Origin of the sequence: Actinoplanes xinjiangensis (assembly GCF_003148685.1) — a bacterium.
GTDB lineage: Bacteria > Actinomycetota > Actinomycetes > Mycobacteriales > Micromonosporaceae > Actinoplanes > Actinoplanes xinjiangensis.
In genome coordinates this window covers 13813-36842 of the sequence record NZ_QGGR01000018.1, presented here as the reverse complement: position 1 = coordinate 36842, position 23030 = coordinate 13813, and the positions used below count along the sequence as shown (strand labels likewise).

The following is a 23030-nucleotide window of genomic DNA, read 5'->3' as shown; positions in this document are numbered from 1 at the left end:
TGACCATGTAGCGGTTCGGGACGTTCAGGAACGGTCTTCGGGAAGCTCGATGCTGCTGTACGAGCCGAAGTTGGCGGATCGGTAGACCTGAACGGGGGCGGCAAAGCCACCGTTCGCGGCAGCGGTCAGGGTGTGCAGGGAGACACTGCCGTCAGTGCCGCCGAACAGGGCGGCCACATCGTCGCGGCCGTCGCCGTTGTAGTCGCCGGCGGTGAGGCGGGTCTTGTCCCAGGCGCCCCAGGCCGTGTTGGTGCTCTTCCAGGAGCTGAACGGCGCGTTGAGGGTGCCGTCGGCCTTGGCGGTCCAGGTCAGGATCGACAGGTTGCCGTTGGCGTAGTTGTAGAGGCCCGCGACGTCGCCGCGGCCGTCACCGTTGAAGTCGCCGGCGACGATGCGCAGCCGGTTCGGGTCGCCCCAGTACGGCTCGGCGGGAACCTCCCAGATCCGCCGGTCCTCCTCGAAGCCGCCGTTGGCGGTGGAGGTCCAGCCGTAGATGCCGACCGCGGCACTGGCGAAGCCGTAGAAGGAGCCGACGTCGTCGCGGCCGTCACCGTTGAAGTCGCCGCTGAAGACCTTCATGCGGCCGATCTCGCCCCAGTACGGGGTGGCGTCGTTGAACCACTGACGGGTCGGGCTGCCGAAGGTGCCGTCGGCACGCGCCGTCCACAGGAACAGGGCGATGCTGGCGTTGGCGTAGTTGTAGAAACCGGCCAGGTCGGTACGGCCGTCGCCGTTGTAGTCACCGCTGGTCATCAGCATGCGGTCGTACGAGCCGAAGCTGGGGCTGGTCCACGAACGGACCCCGGGCGAGCAGCTGCCGTCCGCCTTGGTGAGGAACGTGTCGAGGGTCAGCGTCTGACCGTTGCTGCCGCCGTTGAGCACGACCTGGTCGATGATGTCGTCGCCGTTGAAGTCGCCGCGGAAGAGCTTGTTCCGGGCGGCGGTGTAGACACCGTCGGCGGTCTTGCAGCCACCGACCGCGGACATGGTGCCGGCCGCGCTGGTGACGAAGGTGAACGGGCCGAGTGCCCCGGTGGCGTAGTTGTAGGCGAGAGTCACGTCGTCGCGGTGGTCCTGGGCGACGCCGCCGGGCGCGTGGGTGCGGATCCAGCTCGCGATGTCGTCGACGCGGGTCTCGACCGCGTCCCGCTCGGTGGCGGTGGAGCCGAGGCAGCCGCCCTGCGAGGACACGTGGTGGAGCGCCACCAGTTCGACGCCGCCCGCGTTCTCCCGCAGTGCCGGGCCACCGGCGTCACCCTTGCAGATGCCGGGCTGGGTCCCGGTGACACCGGTGACGTCGATCAGGCCCGCATTGACGGCGCCGACCTGGAACCGGGCCGAGTGCAGGGTGTTCGGCACCCACTGGGTCGCGGTGCGGCCGTAACCTGCCAGCCGCAGCACGTCGCCGGTGGCCGGCGCGGTGGTGCCCAGCGTGACCGGGGTGACCGTGGTCGGCTGGTTCAGCTTGACGAGCACGACGTTGCGGTCCGGGTGCGGCACGATGCGGGTCGCGGTGCGGACCTGACCGGCCGTGCCGGCGAGGTCGGCCCGGTCGATGGTCACCGTCGTGGCCTGCGCCGGCTTACCGGCGACCGGCGCCTGCCCGAAGCAGGCCTTCGCGGTGATCACCCACTGCGGGTCGACGAGCGCGCCGGTGCAGCCCTGCCCGACACCCCGCTCACCGACCGCCACGTGCGCTACGAAGCTGTATGTGCCCTGCTCCACCAGGGCGCCGCCGGTGACACCGAGTGCGGGTGTGCTCCCGCTGACACCGAGGACGATGGCTGTCGCGGTCACACCGGCCCATCCGGCACGCCGCGGCCACCGTGCCGCGGCGTTCCCTGATGCCCCGTGACCGAATATGTCGTAGCGCAACTGTGACTACCTCCTGAGCTGGTTACCAACGGATCCCGGATCTATCCCGGTGGATGTATGCGTGCCGCCGGCGGCCCGAACGGCATGGTGCCGGCGAAGATCGTGGTGAGCGGAATCCCGAGACACCGGGCGCCGCGTGTTTCACATGAGTCAGGCGATCCCGTGGAAGCCGGCCCACAGGCCGCCGGTGATGTCGGTGACCGGCGCCGTAAGCCGCGCCGGGGCGAGGTTCAGGGTCGGGTGCGCGACGACACGAGACACGCCGCGCTCGTGTCCGGCGGAGGAGTCGAGGTCGGCCTTGCCGATGACCGCGGTCGACGGTCCGGCCGGCGAAGCGACGCATTCACGCGCCGTCAGGAGCCATGGGGTGGCCACGAGAGTGGCGGTGCAACCGTGCGCGGAACCGTCGGTGAGATGCGCCGTGAACCGGTCCCCACCGTCGGGAACATCGTTTCCGACCACCGCCTGCGCCGGTGCCACGCCGACGGCGGGCGCCGCGATCGTCGCTCCGGCGACGGCCGCCGAACGCCACGACAGATTGAGTGCCATTCCTTGCCTTCCCCCGGTGCATTGGATGTCTCAACCACAGGGCACACGGGAAGAACAGCAGAACGAGCGCATGGCAGAGCCATGCGCGCCGTCGATCCCCCGTAGACCGAGCCGACTCCCGACCATAGATGGATGTCAGGCCTGTGTAAATCAATGGTGTGTGATCTCAGTTACCACCGATGGCCTCCCGGCAGCCGGAACAGAAGGGCGCGAGCAGCCTTCTTCACCATCCCGGCCGCCAGTGCGGCATCACATCCAAGATCAAGGTCACATCGGGGGGTACGAGCGGACGACCGGCCTTTCAGATCTTGACGCAGTGCGCGCCCAGATCGGCGAAGAGCGATTCGTCGGCGGTGCCGGGTGCGACGCGGCAGAGACCGAACCGGAAGCCGAAGGTCCCGAACAGCGACAGGAACGGGTGCGCCTCCACCGGGAGATCACCCTCGCCACAGAGCCGAGCGGAGTTGAACCCACGGCCGAGCAGGTCAGCCGGAACGTAGTAACGCAGGTAGTAGCACTGACCGTCACTCTTACCGACCGAGATGGCGCCCACGATGTCCGCGTAGCGGCCGCCGGGCACCCCGCGATACTCGATCGTCCCGGTCGCGGTGGCCGCACCGTTGGCGGTGGACCAGGTGGCGGGCGCCGCCTGCGCGGGACTCGACACGGCAACCGCCGCGGCGGACACCAGAACGGTGAGCCCGGCGGCAGCGGCACGACCGGAGCTCCACTTTCGACTCATGACACGATCCCCTCTTCCACTTCTACGGTCGACATTCGAAATACGACCGTATCGAGGCACTCGCATGGATCGATGCGTTTATAAAGGAATTGAGAGACGGCGGTGCTACGTCACGATGATGGGCGCCGCACCATCCGCGGGCGGGGCGGCTGGATCCCGGCCGGGGCCGACCGGGCGGCCCGAGACCGTACCGACACGCCAGGCCGCACGCAAGGCCGGTCACTTCCGGTCACGGACTACTTTCTGATCGCGGCGCCACGTCGTGAAACCGGCGCTCGCGCACGAAATCAGCAACCGGATACACCACGACCAGCCTCGATGGGATTTCGCGTAGGCGCCGCGGCCCGGCAGGAGGCGCCGGCGGCCACCTGAACATCAAGGCACGGTCATCGATATGCGGATCGTCACATTGCCTCGGCCTAGAAAATCAGGCGCCGGTAATCGAGGATCGTGTCCCGGATCGGGCGTTTGCGAGGGGGCTCCCACACGGTCGGAGCCGCGCGCCTGAACCACGAAACGGGGAATCATGGATCAGTCACGCACTCGGCGCCGGCGTCGACCACCTCAACGCTGGTCAAGGCGAGCCCTCTAGCAGCCGCCCACGGCAGCCGAAATCCGCCCGGAACACCCTTCCGCAGGCAGCTTCCCGCGACGCCGGGTATGAAGCTGGGCAGGGTCCGTCCCCGGCGTCTGCCAGTCGTGGCCGCGCGACGAACGAGTCTCCATCTCCCATGATCCTCACGAGCAGTCCGTGACGCTGTCTGTGATGCGGAAAAGCCGAACGCCGTAGACAGCCCGGATGCATTCGCTCGAGGTCGATCGCACTCGTTTTCAACGGGATTCCGTTTCTCGCGCCTTTTTCCAAGATGGGATCGCCCTCTGCTGGGCACCATCTCGTATTCGCGATCCAGACGGACCAAAAGCGGCGGCCGAAAACGGCCATGTCGCCATTAGATCAGCTGGAGGATAATTTGCTCAGGTATCGTTTCCTGTCGGCCGCGGCGGCGGGCGCCGCCATTGCGGCCGGCCCGTGGATCGGAGTACCGGCGCAGGCGGCCGGTGCGACGGCAGACAGCGACTACAGCTTCGTCGCCAAGATCGAAGTAGGCCAGCCGGGCAGTGCGGACGGTCGCGGTTGCAGCGGCGCGCTCATTCGCCCGGACTGGGTCATCACCTCTGCCGCATGCTTCGCCCAGAACGGTGTGCCGATCACCGACGGTGCGCCCGCTCTGCGAACCACGGTCACCGTGGGACGGCCCGACCTTTCCACGAGCACCGGGCACGTACTGACCGCCGTACGGGTCGTGTCGCGTTCCGACCGTGACGTTGCCCTGGTCCAGTTGGACAGGGCCGCGACCGGCGTGACGCCCGTCGAACTCGGCACCGGGCCGGCCGCCGGCGAGGTGCTGCACATCGCCGGTTACGGGCGTACCGGTACCGAATGGGTTCCCCGGCGTCAGCATGCCGGTGACTTCACGGTCGAGTCGGCACCGGGCACCACGTCGGTGCAACTGGCCAACACGCCGAACGCCACCGTCTGCCAGGGCGACGCGGGTGGTCCGGCTCTGCGTGACAGTGCCGGCGGGCAGGTGCTCGTCGCCGTCGCCAGCAGCGGCGGCCAGGCCGGTTGTTACCAGGCGGCTGCCGGTGCGTCCGCGGGGGCGGTCGGCACACGTGTCGACGACCTCGCTGCCTGGATCAGAGCCCGCATCGAGGTGCTTCCGCCGATCCGGGGCGACGTGGAGACCGGGAGTGGCCGCTGGGCCGACTTCGACGGTGACGGCAAAGCCGACTACCTGGTCATCGAGGACAGCGGCGTGGTCAACGTCTACCTCAACCGCGGCGGCTCCCGGGGAAGTTGGGAGCTGCGGAGCAAGGTCGCCCTCGGTCTCACCAGCGACCGCAGCAAGGTCCGCTTCGCCGACTTCGACGGCGACGGCAAGACCGACTACCTGCACATCGAGGACAGCGGCGCGATCAACGCCTACCTCAACCGCGGCGGCGACGGCGCCGGTGCCTGGGAGGTACGGGGCAAGGTCGCCCTCGGCGTCACCAGTGACCGCAACAAGGTCCGCTTCGCGGACTTCGACGGTGACGGCAAGGACGACTATCTGATCGTCGAGGACAACGGCACCATCAACGCCTACCTCAATCGCGGCGGCGACGGCGGCGGCGGCTGGCAGCTGCGGAGCAAGGTCGCCCTCGGCGTCACCACCGACCGCAACAAGGTCCGCTTCGCCGACTTCGACGGCGACCGCCAGGACGACTATCTGATCGTCGAGGACAACGGCACCATCAACGCCTACCTCAACCGCGGCGGCGACGGCGGCGGCGGCTGGCAGCTGCGGAGCAAATTCGCCCTCGGCCTGACCAGTGACCGCACCAAGGTCCGCTTCGCCGACTTCGACGGCGACCGCAAGGACGACTACGCGCTCATCAACTCCACGGACGGCTACCCCGTCGTCTACCTCAACCGTGGCGGTGACGGCGGCGGCGGCTGGGAGGTGCTCCCCACCTGATCGCGTTGGACGGTTCGTGACCGTCGCCGTTTTCTGCGGATGATGCCGTCCCCTCATTCACGACCGGACGGCATCATCCGCAGGAACGGATCTCACCCGGCACGGGGCACGCGCGTGGGAAACCACTCGTGGCGAGCGACCGTGCCGGCGGCAAAAGAGTTCCCGACTGATTTATCAATTCTCCGCAAGGCAGGCGAATGCTGAAGAGAACGGTCACCGGAGTATCGGCTTTCGGAGCCGTACTGCTCCTGTTCATGTCAGCGGTGACGGCCGCCCATGCGTTCATGCCGCGCGCCGTCACCGCCGATGCATCGGCCGCCGCGCCGATCTGGTTGCGGGTGATGCCGCTGGGTGACTCCATCACCGACGGTGGCAGCGTCAGCAGCCGCGCGGGGTACCGGCTACCGCTGTGGAATCTCGCCGCCGCCGAATCCGGGTACGGGCTGGATTTCGTCGGCACGTCCAGCTCGGGCTCAGTCGCCGATGCCGACCATGAGGGCCACAGCGGGTGGATGATCGATGACATACGGAAACGGATCGCCGGCTGGGCTGCAGCGGCCGGCCCCGATGTCGTCCTCCTGCACATCGGCATCAACGACCTGGATCGCGGCGATCCGACGGGTGCCCCGGATCGCCTGGCGATGCTGGTGAACGAGATCTACGCGGTCCGTCCCTCCGCGGTGATCATCCTTGCCGGGCTCATACCGTCGACCGGTGAGCTGGGCGACAGGGTCAAGGCCTTCAATGCCCGCGCGCGCCTGCTGCCCGGCGTCGCACAGAGCACGGGTCACCGACTGCGATACGTGGACATGCCGTTGCTCCCGACGGAAATGGTGGACAAGCTGCACCCGAACGATGCCGGCTACCGGCACATGGCGACGGTGTACGCCGCGGCGATCGCCGACACGGTGGCCGACGGGGACGTACGTCCACGACCTGACTCACTCGTGGAGGAGTACGCCTATCCGGACCGGGCGGAGATCCTCACATCCCGGAAGGTCAAACTGAACTCCGGTGACGGCGGCATTCTTCTGGTCGAGTGCGGCGCTCCCGCCGACGGTTCCGGTCTGCTCGAGGTCACCACGGTGCGGAATGCAGAGCCACTCTGCTTCGGGATCCGCGCCGCTGGAGTACTCGACCTGGTCGTCCCGGATCTGCACACCCTCCGTATCAGCGGCAGACCCGGGGACCAGGGCCCTCCGGTGATCGCCCGGTCGTGGACCGGGGACGGTGTTCGCAGCGACGTGACGATCCCCCCGGACGGTGTCACGGTGACGATTCCCCGCAACGCCACGCTGGCCCGGCTGACCGTCGACGGCTGATCGGTCCGCCTCCATCGACGGAGCGAGTTCTCCGGTCAGACGCGCACGCAGTGGGCGCCCAGATCCGCGAACGACGATTCTTCGGGAGTGCCGGGAGCGACTCGGCACAGACCGAAGCGGAATCCGCGGGTGAAGAATGTCGACACGAAGATGTGCGACTCGACCGGCACGGTGCCCTCGCCGCAGTGCCGGGGCGAGTTGACGCCCTGACCGAGCACGTCGGCGGGGATGTAGTAGCGCAGGTAATAGCACTGGCCGTCGGTCCTGGGCACGGAGATGGACCCGATGACGTCGGCGTAGCGGCCACCGGACACCGCCCGGTACTCGAGTGTCCCGGCCGCGGTGGACGCGCCGTTGACGGTCTGCCAGGACGTCGGCGCCGCCTGTGCGGGACCGGCGATGACAAGCCCGGCGGCGGCCATGAGGACCGTCGATGCGGTGGTTGCTGCGCGGCGTGAATGCCACATTCGGCTCATGGGTGTTCCCCTCACCTGTGAACAACGGAAACACGACCGTATCGAGCCATTCGCGCACGGCGATGCCTTTATAGAGGACTCGAATGACGGCGGCCCGCGCCACCGCAGGGGTGACGCGGGCCGCCGAGGCGCCGAACGGTCAGCTGGTCTCGCCGGCCACGCTGAAGGACGACAGGCGGTTCACCGCGGCCAGGGTGCCGAGAACGATGAACAGCGCGCTCATCACGATGGCGGTGGTCAGACCGATCGTGGACTCGAGGATCGCGGTCGGGGCGATCTTGTCGGCGATGGTGATCACGTACTGGCCGACGGCCAGGTTCTTCGTACCGCTGACGAAGTTTCCGAGCAGGCCTTCCCAGACCAGGATGTAGACCAGGCCGACCAGCACCGGGCGGCGGCTGAGCAGGCTGAACAGCAGGAACAGTGCGGAGTAGGCGAACGCGCCGATCACCGAGGCGACGACCAGGGCGGCGCCGAGCTTGACCGATCCGGCCAGTACCCCGGTGATGAAGAGCGGCACGGCCGCCACCACGGCGGTGACCAGGGCGGCCACCCCGTACTTCGCCAGGATGATCTCGTAGCGGGGCAGCGGCTTGGTGAGGATGTGCACGATCGTGCCGTCGTCGACCTCGGAGCCGAGGACGCCGGTGCCGACGATCAGGGCGACGACCGGGAGCACCACGACCAGGCCCAGACCGACGATGACGGCCTGGCCCCACATGTCGGGCGACACCCCGTACGCCCGGCAGATCGCGGCCAGGCCGATCAGCAGCACCGGCAGCGGCAGGAGCAGCAGGGCCCGGCGCCGGCCGAAGAGGCCGCGCGCGGTGATGAAAGCGACCGTGGACATCAGCCCTCCAGCAGGTAGGAGAAGACGCTCTCCAGGGACTCGTCGGACGGCACCACCTGGCGCAGCCGGATGCCCTGGTCCAGAGCGATACGGGGCAGCACGCGGGTGAAGCTGCCGTAGTCGGAGGCCCGCACGGTGAGGCCGTTGGCCTCGATCTCGATGCCGGCGACCGATTTCTCGGCGATCAGCGCGACGGCCAGCCGACGGTCGTCGGAGCTGCGCACGGCGAAGACGTGCGGCCGGTTGGTCATCAGGCGGCGGATCTTGCGGTAGTCGCCGGAGGCGGCCAGGCGGCCGGCCACGATCACCTGGACCAGCCCGGCGACCTGCTCGACCTCCTCGAGGATGTGCGAGCTGAACAGGATGGTGTGCCCGTTGTCGCCGAGGCGGTGCAACAGCTCCATCATGTGCATCCGCTGGCGCGGGTCCATGCCGTTGAACGGCTCGTCGAGCAGCAGCACCCGCGGCTCGTGCACCAGTGCGGCGGCGACGCGGGTGCGCTGGCGCATGCCCTTGGAGAAGGTCTCGATGCGGCGCTCGGCGGCCCCGGTCATCTCGACGAGTTCCAGGGCGCGCTGGGCGGCGGCGGCCGGGTCCGGCAGTTTCTGCATCTTGGCGCAGGCGGTCACGAACTGACGGGCGGTCAGGAAGCCGTGCACCGCCTCCCGCTCGGTGACCAGGCCGAGGTCACGGTAGATCTCCGGGTTACGCCAGGTGGGCTTGCCGTCGATGGTGACGGTGCCCTTGGACGGCGAAAGGAAGCCGGCCATCATGTGCAGCACCGTGGTCTTGCCGGCACCGTTCGGCCCGAGCAGGCCGGTGACGCCGGGGTGCAGGGACATGGAGATGTCGTTGACCGCGACCACGTTGCCGTACCACCGGGAGACGGTGGACAGCTCGACCACGCCGGTGGTGGTGGGCGTCTCGGCCGGGAGCGTCTGGGTGGTCACAGCGAGGCCACCTTCCGGTAGCGGGCCAGCAGGATGAGGAGGCAGGCGGCGATCAGGCAGACCGCCTCGATGCCGTAGATGGGGCCGAACCGGCCGAGCTCCATGTCGAAGTTGCCACCCATCCACTGCCCGACCCCGGCGATCAGGAACATCGGGCTGGACAGGAAGGCCAGCTGGTTGGCGGTGGTGGACGGCAGCGAGCTGAGCACCCCGACGATCGGCGTGGTCACCAGGAAGACCGCCACGATGCCGCCGGCCGCGAACGCCTGCTTGCCGGTGAAGGAGGCGACCAGCAGGCCGATGCCGGCGAACGTGAGCGCCCACAGCAGGCTGTAGCCCCAGCCGGGGATCAGGTCGCCGAGCTCGTTGAACACGCCCTTGACGCCGTCCGTCGTGGTGAACGCCGCGCCGAGGAACATGATGAACTGCGGCACACCGAGCAGCAGCCAGACCGCGCTGACCATGGCGGCGAACTTGGCCGAGACGTAGTCGGCGGCCCGCAGCGGCCGGCTGAAGTACAGCGGCAGCGTGCCGGCCCGCAGGTCGCGGGAGACCAGCTGGGGCGCCACGATCGCGGTGAAGAAGATGATCAGGAAGCTCATCTGGCCGGCGAAGTCGAGGTAGCTGAGCACCGACTCGCCGGTGAGTGAACGGATCGCGGCGACGATCACCGCGACCAGCAGCATGATGCCGAAGACCAGCCAGGGGAAGATCTTCGCCTTGGCGGAACGGCCCAGACCGAACGCCGCGCGCAGCCCGTGCACATAGAGCGCCTGCTGCATCGCGAACCGGCCCAGACGGGGCCCGTCGTAGCGCTGGTATCCGATGTCATGGATGACGCCGGCCTCAGACATCGGCCGTCTCCTTCGTGGTGAAGAGCTCGGCGACACGGTGCCGACGCTGGTCCAGGCGGTGCAGGTTGAGATCGAGGTCGGAGACGGCGTGCAGGATCCGGTCGTACGCCTCGTCGGACTCCAGGGGCACGAGCAGCAGCCGGCCCTCACGGGTGACCGCCAGACCGCGCTCGATGAGGGCGGCGGCCAGCTCGTCCGTACCGTCGGCGACCTCGACCGCCAGGATGTCGGACGCCTCGGTCATCGAGGAGATCCGGTCGGCGCGCAGCAGCCGGCCGCCCTCGATCGCGATGAGCGAGTCGCAGATCCGCTCGACCTCGCCGAGCAGGTGCGAGCAGACGACCACGGAGATGCCGAACTCGTTGCCGATCCGGTGGACCAGGCCGAGCATCGCGTCCCGGCCGGCCGGGTCCAGGCCGTTGGTGGGCTCGTCGAGCAGCAGCAGGTCAGGGTCGTGCACGAGCGCCTGGGCCAGCTTGACCCGCTGTTTCATGCCGGTCGAGTAGCCACCGATCTGCCGGTAGCGCTCCTCGTAGAGGCCGACGTGCCGCAGCGCCTCGGAGGCGCGCTCGCGGGCTGCGGTCTTCGGCAGCCCGCTCATCCGGGCCAGGTGGGTGACGAACTCGGCGGCCGAGACGTCCGGCGGCAGACAGTCGTTCTCCGGCATGTAGCCGACCCGCGCGCGGACCCGGTCGGTCTGGGTGACCGGGTCGAGATCGAAGACCCGGACGCTGCCGCTGGACGGCGGCAGCAACCCGAGCATGATTTTGATGAAGGTGCTCTTGCCGGCGCCGTTGGCACCGACCAGTCCGATGACGCCGGCATCGACGGCGACGGTCAGGTCCGCTAGGGCGGTCACCCCGCCGCCGTACGTTTTGGTCAGCCCGTCCGTAACGATGATGGTCACGGGCACAGCCTAGAAACCCGCCGCACGGATGCGGATCCGGAACTCCCCTGAGGTCGACTCAGGGTCTCTCAGCTTGCTCTCAGCTGAGACCTAGGTGCATTCAGCCGAGCGAGACCTGAAAAACCGGGAGCCGGCCGAGACGCCGGTACTCGCGTAGGGCGTCCGGCGTGCTGTCCACCGACGAGTCCTGGCCCTTGTGGTTGGCCGGGGTCTCGAAGTGCACCATCGCCTTGATCTTCGGGAACCGGCTGATCTGTTCGCCGACCTCACGGTAGAACTCGGCCATGTGCTGCGGGTTGCGCTTGGAGAACCAGACGCCCCATTCGGCGACCATGAGCGGTTTGCCGGGGTGCCGCCGGGTCACCCAGTTGTAGAAGCCGGGCCAGTGCGGCTTGCTCGCCGACCGGCGGTTGAGCAGCTCGTCGAAGTCGCCGTGGCCGTATCCGGGGTCGCTGTAGGAGTAGGTGTCGAAGCCGATCCAGTCGACCACGTCGTTGCCCGGGTACATGTGCTGGAACCAGCTCTTGGTGGTGTGCGGCACGTACGCCATGTGGACCAGAACGGTCACCACGTTGTGGGCGCCCTTGGCCCGCAGCCGCTTCACGACGTGCCGGAACATCGCCGCGTAGTCCCGGGCGGTGTAGCCGGAGCCGGCCCGCTCGCGTACCTGGTCCTCGGCCTCGTGGTGGATCGCGAAGAAGAACCGCTCCCGGTAGTTCTGCCGGATGTGCGCGGCGAGCCGGTCCAGGAACTGGTCGGTGCGCCGGTCGCCGCGGGCGATCTGGGCCCAGGTGGCGCTCTCCGGCTTCCAGTTGAGCAGCAGGACGCGCTTGCGGCCGGGCTCGCGGGAGATGGCGATCTCCTGCTCGGTGGGGAACACCTGCCGGATGCCGCGGTGGTAGGCGTGGAAGATCGCCTGGTGCCGGCCGGTCTTGCGCTCGAACTCGGCGAGCGCCTGCACCCCCCGGGCCTCGGTACGGGCGCCGGGCGCCACCCCCCACAGGATGCCGCAGGTCGGGACCAGCCTGGAGCCGGTCCGGCACGCGCGCTCCCCGGACTCCACCGGATAGTTCGCCAGGTGGTCGGCGCCCTGGTCGGTGGCCGCCGGGATGGGCGTGGTCAGGCCGCTCGAGGCGGACGGTGTGGCGCTGCTCCCGGCCGGGCGGGCGGCGACCGGACGGGCGGGCGGGGCGGACGGCGAGGGGGCCGTGGGGACCGTGGTGACCGGCGTGGCCGGTGGATCGACGAAGGCGGGGGGACCGTAGGGAACGCCGAGCTGGTCCAGGCCTCCGGTGTACGCCCAGGAGAGCGTTGCGGTCATCGAGACGGTGAAGGCCGTGGTCAGCGCGACGAGTTGCAGGGACTTTCTCACAAGCGCCGAGTATCAAAGGATCACGGCGGAATGTCCAGTAACATCATCACTTAAACCCAAAAATAGTGTTTGGCAGCTTTCATCCTTACCGGGGAAAGATCAGGATTGGACTGAGATCCCGACTCGACCGGCTCGACAGCGCCTGGGAAACTGTCCCCCAAACAGCTTCAGGGGGATACGAAGTGAATGGTTCGCTACTACCCGAGGACGTTCTCCGGGACGCGCCCTCCTTCACCCCGCGCCCCTACGAGCTGGCCGACCTCGAACTTCTGCTCTCCGGCGCCTACGCTCCGCTGACCGGATTCCTGGGCCGCGCCGACCTGGTGTCGCTCGCCCGTCGCGGTCAGCTCGCCGACGGCACGCCGTGGCCGGTGGCGGTGACGTGCGAGGTCCCCGGCGAGGTGGCGTCGACCCTGGACCCGGCCGACCCGGGCCGCCGCACGCTGGTCCTGACCGACCTGGAGGGCGCACCGGTCGCCGCTATCGAGATCGCCGACGTGTGGCGGACCGGGGAGAACAGGTTCGGCATCGGTGGCCGGGTGCAGCGGATGGGCGACGGTGGCCACGGCCCGTTCCAGCGGCTGCGGCGCACCCCGGAGGAGGTCCGGGCGCTGATCCCGCCGGGCCGGGTGCTGGGTGTCATCGCCGACCGGCCACTGCACCGGCCGCAGCTGGCGCAGATCGCGCACGCCGCCCGTACCCTTGCGGCCCATCTCCTGATTCTGATCCCGGTCAGCGGTCCGGGGCCGGACGGCCTGCCGCCGGAGGCGCTGGTCCGCTCGATCTTCGCGGCACGCGACCGGATGCCGCCGGCGACCGTGGTCGCGGTCCCGCTGCTGACCCGCGGCGACGAGATGCGGGACGCACTGCTGCGCGCCCGGGTGGCGGCGGCCTACGGGGTGAGCCACATGCTGTCCACCGGTGACACCCTCTCCGGAGCCGGGCTGCGGGTGCTGGTGCCGCGGGAGCTGGCCTACGACAACCGGGACGGGCAGTGGCGCTGGCGTGACGACATCCCGCCGCGCAACCGCCGCCTGGCGATGAGCCCGGCCGAGATCGACGACCTGCTGGACCGGGGTTTCCCGCTGCCGGAGTGGCACACACCGCCGGCGGTGGCCAAGGAGCTGTCCCGGGTGCGGCCGCCGCGCCGGCACCGCGGCCTGGTGGTCTTCTTCACCGGCCTGTCCGGCTCCGGCAAGTCGACGATCGCCCGCAACCTGGCCGACGCCATGCGGGAGAACGGGGATCGCACGATCACCCTGCTCGACGGCGACGTGGTGCGCCGTGAGCTGACCGCCGGGCTGGGCTTCAGCAAGGCCGACCGGGACCGCAACGTGCGCCGGATCGGCTGGGTGGCGGCCGAGGTGGGCCGGCACCGGGGCATGGCGGTGGCCTGCCCGATCGCGCCCTACGAGGCGGCCCGCGCGGCGGCCCGGAAGATGGCGGTCGAGGCCGGCGCCGGGTTCGTGCTGGTGCACGTGGCCACGCCGCTGGAGGTGTGCGAGAGCCGGGACCGCAAGGGCCTCTACGCGCGGGCCCGGGCCGGGCAGCTGCGCGGGATGACCGGCATCGACGACCCGTACGAGGAGCCGACCGACGCCGAACTGACCGTGGACACCACCACGATGAGTGTCCCCGAAGCGGTGGAGATGGTGCTCAGCCACCTCGTGGAGAACGGCTGGGTGGAGCCCAAACTGGGCTGACCCATCACTTGAGGCGGGAGTGCGACGTTAGCCCTTCGGGGCGAAACGCCCAAATCGACACTCTTTTCCCGGAAGGGCCGCCGAAGACTGATGGAACCGTCTCGCCCCTCGTCCGATCTCTCGCACTACCTCGGTGCATTCCGCCGCCACTGGTGGATCGCCCTGGTGGCCACGGGTGCCGGCCTGGGCGGCGGCGCGGTCCTGACGCAGGCCATGCCGAAGGTCTACGAGTCGTCCGCGTCGGTGCTGGTGGAGTCGGTCAGCCAGGACACCAACGCCGAGGGCGGCCGCACCAAGGGCACCGTCAACCTGGACACCGAGGCCCAGCTGGTCGGCTCCGGGGCGGTCGCTCTGAAGGCGGCCACCCTCCTGCGCAGCGCCGTGTCGCCGGTCGAACTGGCCAAATCCGTGTCGGTGCAGGTGCCGGCGAACACCACCGTGCTGGTGATCACCTTCAAGGCGGACGATCCCCGGGCGGCGCAGGCCGGGTCGCACGCGTTCGCGGAGGCGTATCTGCGCAACCGGGAGGAGACCGCCCGCTCCCAGCTGGACAAGCGGATCCGCTCGCTCAACCTCAAGGTGCGGCAGCTGACCACGATGCTGGCCGGGATCAACGCGAAGCTGGCGGCGGCCCCCAAGGGCAGTTCCTCGGAGAGCAACCTCCAGAGCCTGCGGAACAACTCGCAGAACCAGCTCAACTCGCTGACCGGGCGGCTCAACGAACTGACCACCACGATGGTCGGCGGCGGCAGCATCATCAGCGACTCGCGGCTGCCGGAGGAGCCGACCAGCCCCAACGCGTGGCTTAACATCGGCACCGGCGGCATGCTCGGGCTGCTGCTCGGGCTCGGGCTGGCCTACCTCCGGGAGCGGTTCGACCGGCGGCTGGTCACACCGACCGACGTCCGCGACCGGGGCCGGGTGCCGGTGCTGGCCGCCCTGGACGAGCGCAGCACCCCGCACTTCGACGACGTGCTCCAGCCGTACGGGCCGGGTGGCCGGGTCTTCAACCGGCTGCGCAACGAGGTGCTCGCCTCCCTCGACGCGGAGGACCAGGTCATCGTCGTGACCGGGACCAGCCGGGGTTCGGCGAGCACGCTGGTCGCGGCGAACCTGGCGGCGGCGCTGGCCCGTACCGGAAGTGACGTGGTGCTGATCGGCGCGCACCTGCCGGACAGCGTGATCGACACCGCGCCGCTGGCCCGGATGCTCGGGGTCTCCGCCCTGCCCGGCCTCTCCGACCTGCTGGCCGGACGGGTGAGTCTGGCCCAGGCCCTGCAGCGCACCCCGCGCATCCCGTCACTACAGGTGATCACCACCGGGGGCGCGGCCACCGCGGCCGGGCTGATGCAGTCGCAGCGGCTCAAGGACACCCTGCAGACCCTGCGCAAACAGGGTGGGTACGTGGTCATCGAGGCGCCGTCGACCAGCAGCAGCGCGGACGCGCAGAGCCTGGCCAGCCTCGCCGACGCGGCGATCCTCGCGGTCGAACTGCGCCGTTCGAAGCGGCCCGCCCTGGTGGACGCCACCGAGCAGTTGCGCCGGGTCGGCACGAAACTGCTCGGCACGGTGGTCATGCCACGGCTGGCCCCGCTACAGCCGGGTGATCTGACGGCGCCCGCGGTGACCCTGCCGGCGCCCGCGGCGACTCTGCCGGCATCCGCGGCGACTCTGCCGGCATCCGCGGCTTCTCTGCCGGCATCCGCCGAGGACGAGGTCGAGGTGCCCGACGGCCCGACTCAGCCTCTCTCCTACGCCGGCCGGCAGCGGCCCGGTGGCGAGGAGGACGGTGAGACCGTCGGGGCCGGCGACCTCGCCGGCACGGGCGCCGCGGAGGGCGACGACAAGTGACCGCGGTCGCGGCCGCAGCGCACGCCGGGCCCGCTCCGCGAACCACCAAGAACCGCTCGCTGCCGTCCTGGCCGGTGGCCGGCACCCTGCTGCTCTACCCGCTGTGGTGGGCACTCGGCCTGGGTGTGCTGATCTTCCCGATCACCGCGGCGGCGATGCTGTTCCTGCTGATCCGCCGGCGGGCGGCGGGCCGCGCGCTCCGGCTGCCACCCGGCTTCGCCTGGTGGGCGATCTTCCTGATCGCGGTGGTCGTGAGCATCGCCGCGCTGGGCGCGGACCCGGCCGGCACGGTGCCGGAACGCGCGTCGGAGCGGCTGGTCGCGGTCGTCTACAAGCTTTCCATGTACGTGTCCCTGACCGTCCTGCTGATCTACGCCGGCAACCTGACCGAGGCCGAACTGTCCCGCCGCCGGCTGGTGCGCCTGCTCGCCGGCATGTTCGTCCTGACCGTGGCGGGCGGACTGCTCGGCATGGTGGCCGGGACCTTCGAGTTCACGTCGCCGGTGGAGTGGCTGCTGCCGTCCGGGGTGCGCAACAAGGGGTTCGTCCGGTCGCTGGTGCACCCGTACGCCGCGCAGATCATGGACCTGGTCGGCGGGGAGAAACCGCGCCCCGCCGCACCGTGGGGTTACACCAACACCTGGGGCAACAACTTCTGCCTGCTCGCGCCGTGGCTGGTGGTGGCCGCCTGGTGGAGCCGCGGTTCGGGGAAGAAGCTGCTGGCCGTGCTCTGCCTGGCCGTCTCGGTGATCCCGGCGGTGGCGTCGCTGAACCGGGGCCTGTGGATCGGAATCGGGCTGCTGATCGCGTACGTGGCGTTCCGCTACGTCCTGGCCGGGCGGCTGTGGATCCTGGCGGCACTGCCGGTGGCGACGGCCGCGCTGGCGGTGGCCATGATCGCCACCCCGCTCGGCGGGACCGTGCAGGCCCGGCTGGACAACGGCAAGTCCAACGGGGTCCGCTCGTTCCTGATCAACAAGGCACTCGACGGGTTCACCGGCTCACCGGTGATCGGATACGGCGGCACCCGCAACACCCTCGGCGGGCGCAACTCGATCACCGTCGGCGAGAGCGCCGGCTGCGAACGCTGCGGCAACTTCACCGTCGGCGGCAACGGGCAGCTCTGGCAACTGATCTACGCACACGGCGCGGCCGGCGCCGTCGGCTATCTCGGCTTCTTCGCGTACGGCCTGTGGCGGTTCCGCCACGACCGCAGCCCGATCGGGGTGGCCGGCAGCGCGGCGCTCGTGACGTCGTTCTCCGCGATGCTCTGGTACAACTCGCTGGTCACCCCGCTGGCCTTCATGGTTCTGGCATACGCGCTGCTCTGGCGCAACTGGACAGATGGGGAGATGAATTGAGCCCGGTTAAGACCGCCCCCGCGGCACTGACCGCCGGGGACGCCGCCCTCCGGACGCAGTACCTCACCGAGGTGCTCGCGCTGCTCTACCCGGAACCGTGCCGGACCGACGGGACACCCGGACCGCTGGTGGCCGAGTATCTGGTGGTCCCCAGCCGGCACCGGCCCCGGCTGCTGGTCCCGATGCTCTCCCCCACGGTCGCCGCGGCCGCCGTGCGCCGGTACGCCGAGCCGCAGTCCCGGATGGCCCGGCTCAAGCGCGACGCCGTGGTGGCGGCCGTACACACCCGCGCCGCCGGCCTGCTCTTCCGCGACCGGATCCGGGTGACCGGGCCGGTGTCGGCCGGCATCGACGGATACCTGAGCGACGCGCTGCGCCGCGACCTCGCGGTGAGCATCCACATCGGCCCGGCACGGGCCAACCGCAAGCCGGTGCTCCAGCTGCTCAGCCCGGACGGCGACACCTTCGCCTTCGGCAAACTCGGCACCGGGCCGCTCACCCGCAGCCTGGTCAAGGCGGAGACGGCGGCGCTCACCACGCTCGCCGGCAGCGGGCTGACCAAACTGACCGTGCCGCGGGTGCTGCACGCCGGGACATGGCGCACCATGCAGGTGCTGGTCCAGTCGGCGCTGCCGGTCTGGCTGCCGCGGGCGCCGCTGACCCCCCGCCGGCTGACCGCCGCGATGGTCGACATCGCCGGCTGCCGCGGGATCACCACCGGGCCGCTGACCGGCAGCGGCTACTGGCACGAGTTGCGCGGGCGGCTGGCCGCGGTCGCCGACCGGCCGGAGGGCTCCGGACTGGCCGCCGCGGTGGACGTGCTGGCCGCGCACAGCGGCGAGACCGCGCTGCGGTACGGCGCGTGGCACGGCGACTGGGCCCCCTGGAACATGGCGAACCTCGCCGACACGCTGCTCGTCTGGGACTGGGAGCGGTTCGCCACCGGCGTGCCGCTCGGCTTCGACGCCATCCACCACGAGCTGCAGAAACGCATCCAGTCCACCGGTGACGCCCGGGCCGCGGTCGAGGCGACCGTGCACCGGGCCGACGAACTGCTCGCCCCGTTCGGGGTGGCGCCGGTGGCCCGCGAGATCACCGCCCTGCTCTACCTGGTCGACCTGGCCGTCCGTTACCTGACCGACAAGCAGGCCGAGGCGGGCGCCCGGCTGGGCGTGCTCGGGACCTGGCTGTTGCCGGTGCTGATCCGGCGCGTGGAGGAGCTGTAAACCATGCATGTTCGCAACCTGCCGGCACCGGTGAAGCGGGTGGTGCACCTCGGCTCCCGGTCCTACGGGCGGCTCACCGCGGAGCGACGGATGCTGCCGTCGTTCCTGATCTGCGGCGGGCAGCGGTGCGGGACCACGTCGCTGTACCGGGCGATGGCCGCGCACCCGGTGGTCCTCAAGGCGGTGCTGCACAAGGGCGTGCACTACTTCGACACGTCCTACCGGCGGGGCCCCGAGTGGTACCGCGGGCACTTCCCGACCCTGCGCAGTGCGGAACGGATCGCCGCGCGGCACGGGATGCGCGCACAGACCTTCGAGTCCAGCCCGTACTACATGTACCACCCGCAGGCGGCCGCCCGGATCGCGCACGACCTGCCGTACGCCAAGCTGCTGGTCCTGGTCCGGGATCCGGTGGAACGCGCCTACTCGCAGCACCACCACGAGGTCGCCCGTGGCTACGAGTCCGAGCCGGACTTCGGCTCGGCGCTGACCCTGGAACCGGCCCGGCTGCACCGTGAGGAGGACCGGCTCGCCCTCGACCCCACCTACTACAGCTTCGCCCACCAGCATCACGCCTACCGGGCCCGCGGGGAGTACGCCCGCTACCTGAGCGTGATGGCCCAGCACGTCGGGCGGGAGCGGATCCACGTGGTGGAGAGCGAACGGTTCTTCACCGAGCCGGAGGACGTCTACGACGAGGTGTGCCGGTTCCTCGGGCTGCCGGCCGACCTGCAGCGCCCCAAGTTCGAGCAGCACAACGCCCGCCCCCGGCAGTCCGACATGGATCCGGGACTGCGCCGGGACCTGGGCGACTACTACCGGTCGCACGACGAGGCGCTGGCCGGGTGGTTGGGGCACACCCCGGTGTGGCGCCGCGCGTGACGGCGGCCACCACCACGCCGGCTCCGGAACGGGCGGCGCGCGGCGCGGCCCGCGGCGGACTGGCCAACATGGCGGGCTCGGTCCTGGCCGGCGGCGCCGGAGTCGTGGTCACCTGGATCGTGGCGCGCGCGCTCGGGCCCGAGCAGGCCGGCGCCTTCTTCGCCGCGACGGCCGCCTTCGTCCTGGTGGGCGGCCTGTCCAAGCTGGGTACCAACACCGGCCTGGTCTACTGGCCGGCCCGGCTGCGGGCCACCGGCCAGGACCGCCTGCTCGGCACGTGCCTGCGTACCGGACTACCCCCGGTCGTCGTGTTCTCCCTGCTGCTGGCGGTGGCGATGTGGCTGACCGCGCCGTGGATCGCCCACCTCACCGCCGGCGATTCCCCCCGGCTGATCACCGATCACACCACCGGGCTACGGGTCCTGGCCGTCTTCGTCCCGCTACAGGCGCTGACCGACGTGCTGCTCACCGTGACCCGCGGATACCGGAGCATGCGGCCGACCGTGCTGCTGGACCGGATCCTGCGCAGTGCGCTGCAACTGCTCGCCGTGGGCGCGGCCGGGGTGGCGGCACTGTGGGCGACCGCCTCGCTGCCCGTCTTCGCGTTCGCCTGGGCCGCCCCGTACCTGCCGGTGGCGATCCTGGCCGGATTCGCGGCGCGTCGGGCGTACCGCCGGGGTCTGGTCTCCGCCGAGGTGAGCCGGGGTGAACGACGGCGGCTGCGCCGGGACTTCTGGATCTTCACCGCTCCGCGGGCGGTGGCCGCCGTCGCGCAACTCGCCCTGCAACGCGTCGACGTGCTGCTGGTCGCGGCCCTGGGCGGGCTGGCGCCGGCCGCGGTCTACGCGGTGGCCGGGCGCTTCGTGGTGCTGATCCAGTTCGCCAACCAGGGCCTGTCGCAGTCGGTGCAGCCGCGGCTCGCCGAGGCGCTGAGCACCGGTGACCACGCGGCCGCCAAACGTCTCTACCAGATCGCGACCGGCTGGCTGGTCCTGGTCACCTGGCCGATCTGCCTGCTGGTGATCGCGTTCGCGCCGCGCTACCTGCGGCTGTTCGGCGAAGGATACGCCGCCGGGGTGCCGGTGGTGCTGGTGCTGGCCACCGCGATGCTGGTGGCGACCGGCTGCGGCATGGTCGACATGGTGCTCGCGATGGCCGGCCGCACCTCGGCCAACCTCGGCAACGTGCTGATCGCCCTGGCCGTCACCGTCGGTCTCGACGTGCTGCTGATCCCGCGCTGGGGAGCGCTCGGCGCCGCGGTCGGCCTGGCCGGGGCGATGGTGGTCAACAACCTGCTGCCGCTGGCGCAGGTCTACCGGGGCACCCGGCTGCATCCCTTCGGAACCGGCACCCTCGGCGCGGCCGCGCTGGCGACCGGGTGCTTCGGTCTCGTCGTTCTCGTCCCGGCGGCGGTCGTCGCCGCCGTCCCGGCCTATGCCGCGGGAGCGTGGCTGCTCCGCGGTCCGTTGAAGCTCGGTGCATTCAGGAGGAAGAGTTGACCAGCGACTACACCGAGGTGTTCCAGGACACCGAGGCGGTCGAGAAGTACGAGACCGTGACGTACGCCCCGGACAGCTACGCGTCGCGGATCAACGACCGGCAACGTGACTACCTGCGATCCCTGGTGCGCCGGGAGTTCGTCGAACATCCACCGGTACATCACGACTTCGCCTGCGGCACCGGGCGGGCGATCCGCGCGCTGCACGGCCTGGTCCGGGAGGCACACGGGTACGACACGTCGGCCGAGATGATGGCCAAGGCGGCCGAGGTCGGGTCGCGCGCCTACTGGCACCGGGTGGACCCCGAAGGTCCCGTGCCGCAGCCGGTGGCAGCCGGCTTCCCGGCCGTCGTCACGATCTTCCGGCTGCTGCTCAACGTCGACGACGGCATCCGGGACCGGGCGCTCGCCTTCGCCGCCAAGGTGCTGCCGCACCGCGGATCCGGGCTGCTCGTGGTGGAGAACCACGGCAACGCCGGATCGGTACGGCACCTGCGGGCCCGCCGGCACGACGGGGAACGCTGGTTCGCCGAACTCTCCCACACCCAGGTGGAGAAGCTGCTGGAGCGGCACGGATTCGAGATCGTGGAGCGGCGCGGGTTCTCCATGCTCACTCCGTCGCTGCACGACAACCGGATGGCACGTCTCGCGGACGCGGCGGCACGGAGGCTGCCGGGCAGCGACGGATACGCGGTGAACGTCCTCTACACCGCCCGTCGGGTCCATGCGTAGGTGGATGCCGGCCGTCGCCGCGGTGGTGATCATGGTCGGCTGCTCCGACGAGCCCGCTCCCCAGCCCGCGCCACCCTCACCGGACATGTCGACTGCGCCGCGTGCGGTCGCCGTCAACCCGGGGCCGTACGAGTCCGGGCCGTACGAGCCGCCCCGCAAGGGCGCCTACTTCGGGGCGTGGATCAAGCCCGACGAGCTGACCCACGTGGGGCGGCTCACCGCGGTCGGCAGCCTGGAACAGTCGATGGGACGGCGGCTCGACTTCATCAACACGTACCGGCGGTTCGACCAGATGATGGGCACCCCGTCGGACGAGGCGTTCCTCGCCGACGGGGCATCGTTCATGATCAGCTGGGCGACCGGCGACAACCGGTCCATCCTGGCCGGTGAACACGACGACCTGATCCGGCGACAGGCCGCCGCGATCCGGAAGATCAAGAAGCCGGTGCTGCTGCGGATGCGCTGGGAGATGGACCGGCCCAACCTCCAGGCCACCATGTGGTCCGGCGAGGACTACATCGCGGCCTGGCGGTACGTCCGGAAGATGTTCCGCGAGGAGAAGACCGACAACGTGTCCTGGGTGTGGTGCCCGACCGCCGAGGGCTTCATCCGCGGCGACGCGCCCGCCTTCTACCCCGGCGACGACCAGGTCGACTGGACCTGCGTCGACGTCTACGCCGGCTTCGAGTACAAGCCGATCGGCACCCTGATGGGACCGTTCCTCGACTGGGCCGCCCAGCACCCGAAACCGATCGTGATCGGCGAGTTCGGGGTGGCGAAGGCGTGGGGCTCGGAGGCCCGGGCCGCCTGGCTCAAGGACGCCGAACGGACCTTCAAGGTGAACAAGCAGATCAAGGCCGTCGCCTACTTCGAGTCCGATCCGGAGGGCAACGGGCCCAACCAGCAGTTCCAGCTCACCGGGGACAAGCGGGCCTTCCGGGCCTTTCAGCGGCTGGTGCAGGACCCCTACTTCAATCCCTGATCCGCTCCAGGAACTCCAGCCGGTTGCCGTGGCCGTCGGCGGAGTAGAGCCGCCGGTGGCCCGGGAAATGCGGATCCCACTCGACCGGGTGACCGGCGGCCTCCAGGGTCTGCGCCAGCGCGTCCAGGCCGCTGATCAGCACACCGGGATGCGACTTGCGGGCCGGCGCGAAGTCGGGGACCGGCGACAGATGCACCTCCCAGCCGCCGCCGCGGAACCAGCAGCCACCCCGGGCGGCGAGCACCGGCGGCTTGATGATCTCGGCCATGCCGAGGACGCCGCTGTAGAACGCCCGGGCGCCACCCTCACCACCCGGTGGGATCAGCAGTTGCACATGATGCAGATCGTCGATTCGAAACCCCATGGCCAGACCCTAACA

At 70.1% G+C, this 23030-nt stretch carries 20 protein-coding genes; 10 read left to right on the top strand and 10 right to left on the bottom strand.

Going from position 1 to position 23030, the window contains the following annotated elements:
- Positions 1–24: 24 nt before the first annotated feature.
- From BC793_RS32350 to BC793_RS32340, 3 genes are all read right to left on the bottom strand, one after another.
- Positions 25–1797 (bottom strand): trypsin-like serine protease, encoded by a 1773-nt coding sequence (locus BC793_RS32350; RefSeq protein WP_158319424.1) that lies wholly within the window; start codon positions 1795–1797, stop codon positions 25–27.
- Positions 1798–2025: 228 nt separating this feature from the next.
- Positions 2026–2424, bottom strand: coding sequence for a trypsin-like serine protease (locus BC793_RS32345; RefSeq protein WP_109599479.1), 399 nt, complete (start codon positions 2422–2424; stop codon positions 2026–2028).
- Between the two features lie 301 nt (positions 2425–2725).
- The gene (locus tag BC793_RS32340) at positions 2726–3166 is read right to left on the bottom strand and encodes a hypothetical protein (protein WP_146246522.1); all 441 of its coding nucleotides are present in this window, start codon (positions 3164–3166) and stop codon (positions 2726–2728) included.
- 971 nt (positions 3167–4137) lie between these two features.
- Between BC793_RS32340 and BC793_RS32335 the strand changes: the two genes are divergently transcribed.
- Together BC793_RS32335 and BC793_RS32330 are read left to right on the top strand one after the other, a co-directional pair.
- Positions 4138–5685 (top strand): FG-GAP-like repeat-containing protein, encoded by a 1548-nt coding sequence (locus BC793_RS32335; RefSeq protein WP_158319423.1) that lies wholly within the window; start codon positions 4138–4140, stop codon positions 5683–5685.
- Positions 5686–5939: 254 nt separating this feature from the next.
- Positions 5940–7007 carry an SGNH/GDSL hydrolase family protein gene (locus BC793_RS32330; RefSeq protein ID WP_158319422.1) on the top strand — a complete coding sequence of 356 codons (1068 nt, stop codon included), beginning with the start codon at positions 5940–5942 and terminating at the stop codon, positions 7005–7007.
- A gap of 35 nt (positions 7008–7042) precedes the next feature.
- Here the strand turns inward: BC793_RS32330 and BC793_RS32325 are convergent, their stop codons facing one another.
- The 6 genes from BC793_RS32325 to BC793_RS32300 form a co-directional block, all read right to left on the bottom strand.
- Entirely contained in the window at positions 7043–7483 is a 441-nt protein-coding gene (locus tag BC793_RS32325; RefSeq protein WP_146246521.1) for a hypothetical protein, read from the bottom strand.
- Positions 7484–7622: 139 nt separating this feature from the next.
- Positions 7623–8333 (bottom strand): ABC transporter permease, encoded by a 711-nt coding sequence (locus tag BC793_RS32320; protein WP_109599469.1) that lies wholly within the window; start codon positions 8331–8333, stop codon positions 7623–7625.
- Positions 8333–9283, bottom strand: a complete 951-nt coding sequence (locus BC793_RS32315) for an ABC transporter ATP-binding protein (RefSeq protein ID WP_109599467.1) — start codon at positions 9281–9283, stop codon at positions 8333–8335. Before BC793_RS32315 ends, BC793_RS32320 begins: the two co-directional genes overlap by 1 nt.
- Positions 9280–10137: an ABC transporter permease gene (locus BC793_RS32310; RefSeq protein WP_109599465.1), complete on the bottom strand. Its 858-nt coding sequence runs from the start codon at positions 10135–10137 to the stop codon at positions 9280–9282. The genes BC793_RS32315 and BC793_RS32310 overlap by 4 nt, the downstream gene beginning before the upstream one ends.
- Positions 10130–11044, bottom strand: a complete 915-nt coding sequence (locus BC793_RS32305) for an ABC transporter ATP-binding protein (RefSeq protein WP_109599677.1) — start codon at positions 11042–11044, stop codon at positions 10130–10132. Before BC793_RS32305 ends, BC793_RS32310 begins: the two co-directional genes overlap by 8 nt.
- A 100-nt stretch (positions 11045–11144) precedes the next feature.
- Positions 11145–12416 carry a glycosyl hydrolase gene (locus BC793_RS32300; protein ID WP_239170316.1) on the bottom strand — a complete coding sequence of 424 codons (1272 nt, stop codon included), beginning with the start codon at positions 12414–12416 and terminating at the stop codon, positions 11145–11147.
- A 182-nt stretch (positions 12417–12598) separates the two neighbouring features.
- Between BC793_RS32300 and cysC the strand changes: the two genes are divergently transcribed.
- The 8 genes from cysC to BC793_RS32260 all read left to right on the top strand — a co-directional run bounded on the left by cysC (position 12599) and on the right by BC793_RS32260 (position 22651).
- Positions 12599–14119, top strand: a complete 1521-nt coding sequence (gene cysC, locus BC793_RS32295) for an adenylyl-sulfate kinase (RefSeq protein WP_109599463.1) — start codon at positions 12599–12601, stop codon at positions 14117–14119.
- Positions 14120–14209: 90 nt separating this feature from the next.
- Positions 14210–15970: a Wzz/FepE/Etk N-terminal domain-containing protein gene (locus BC793_RS32290; RefSeq protein WP_109599461.1), complete on the top strand. Its 1761-nt coding sequence runs from the start codon at positions 14210–14212 to the stop codon at positions 15968–15970.
- On the top strand, positions 15967–17331 hold the full coding sequence (locus BC793_RS32285; RefSeq protein WP_109599459.1) for a hypothetical protein: 1365 nt from the start codon (positions 15967–15969) through the stop codon (positions 17329–17331). Before BC793_RS32290 ends, BC793_RS32285 begins: the two co-directional genes overlap by 4 nt.
- A complete protein-coding gene (locus tag BC793_RS32280) occupies positions 17328–18557 on the top strand; it encodes a hypothetical protein (protein ID WP_109599457.1) in 1230 nt (409 codons plus the stop codon). The genes BC793_RS32285 and BC793_RS32280 overlap by 4 nt, the downstream gene beginning before the upstream one ends.
- A gap of 3 nt (positions 18558–18560) precedes the next feature.
- Positions 18561–19439, top strand: a complete 879-nt coding sequence (locus BC793_RS32275) for a sulfotransferase domain-containing protein (protein WP_109599455.1) — start codon at positions 18561–18563, stop codon at positions 19437–19439.
- Complete coding sequence (locus BC793_RS32270) at positions 19436–20938, top strand: lipopolysaccharide biosynthesis protein (RefSeq protein WP_239170315.1); 1503 nt, start codon at positions 19436–19438, stop codon at positions 20936–20938. Before BC793_RS32275 ends, BC793_RS32270 begins: the two co-directional genes overlap by 4 nt.
- Positions 20935–21669: a methyltransferase domain-containing protein gene (locus BC793_RS32265; protein WP_109599453.1), complete on the top strand. Its 735-nt coding sequence runs from the start codon at positions 20935–20937 to the stop codon at positions 21667–21669. Before BC793_RS32270 ends, BC793_RS32265 begins: the two co-directional genes overlap by 4 nt.
- Positions 21662–22651, top strand: a complete 990-nt coding sequence (locus BC793_RS32260; protein WP_109599451.1) for a glycosyl hydrolase — start codon at positions 21662–21664, stop codon at positions 22649–22651. The genes BC793_RS32265 and BC793_RS32260 overlap by 8 nt, the downstream gene beginning before the upstream one ends.
- Here the strand turns inward: BC793_RS32260 and BC793_RS32255 are convergent.
- On the bottom strand, positions 22641–23015 hold the full coding sequence (locus BC793_RS32255) for a VOC family protein (RefSeq protein ID WP_109599449.1): 375 nt from the start codon (positions 23013–23015) through the stop codon (positions 22641–22643). The two genes, BC793_RS32260 and BC793_RS32255, sit on opposite strands and share 11 nt — an antisense overlap.
- Positions 23016–23030 lie beyond the last annotated feature (15 nt).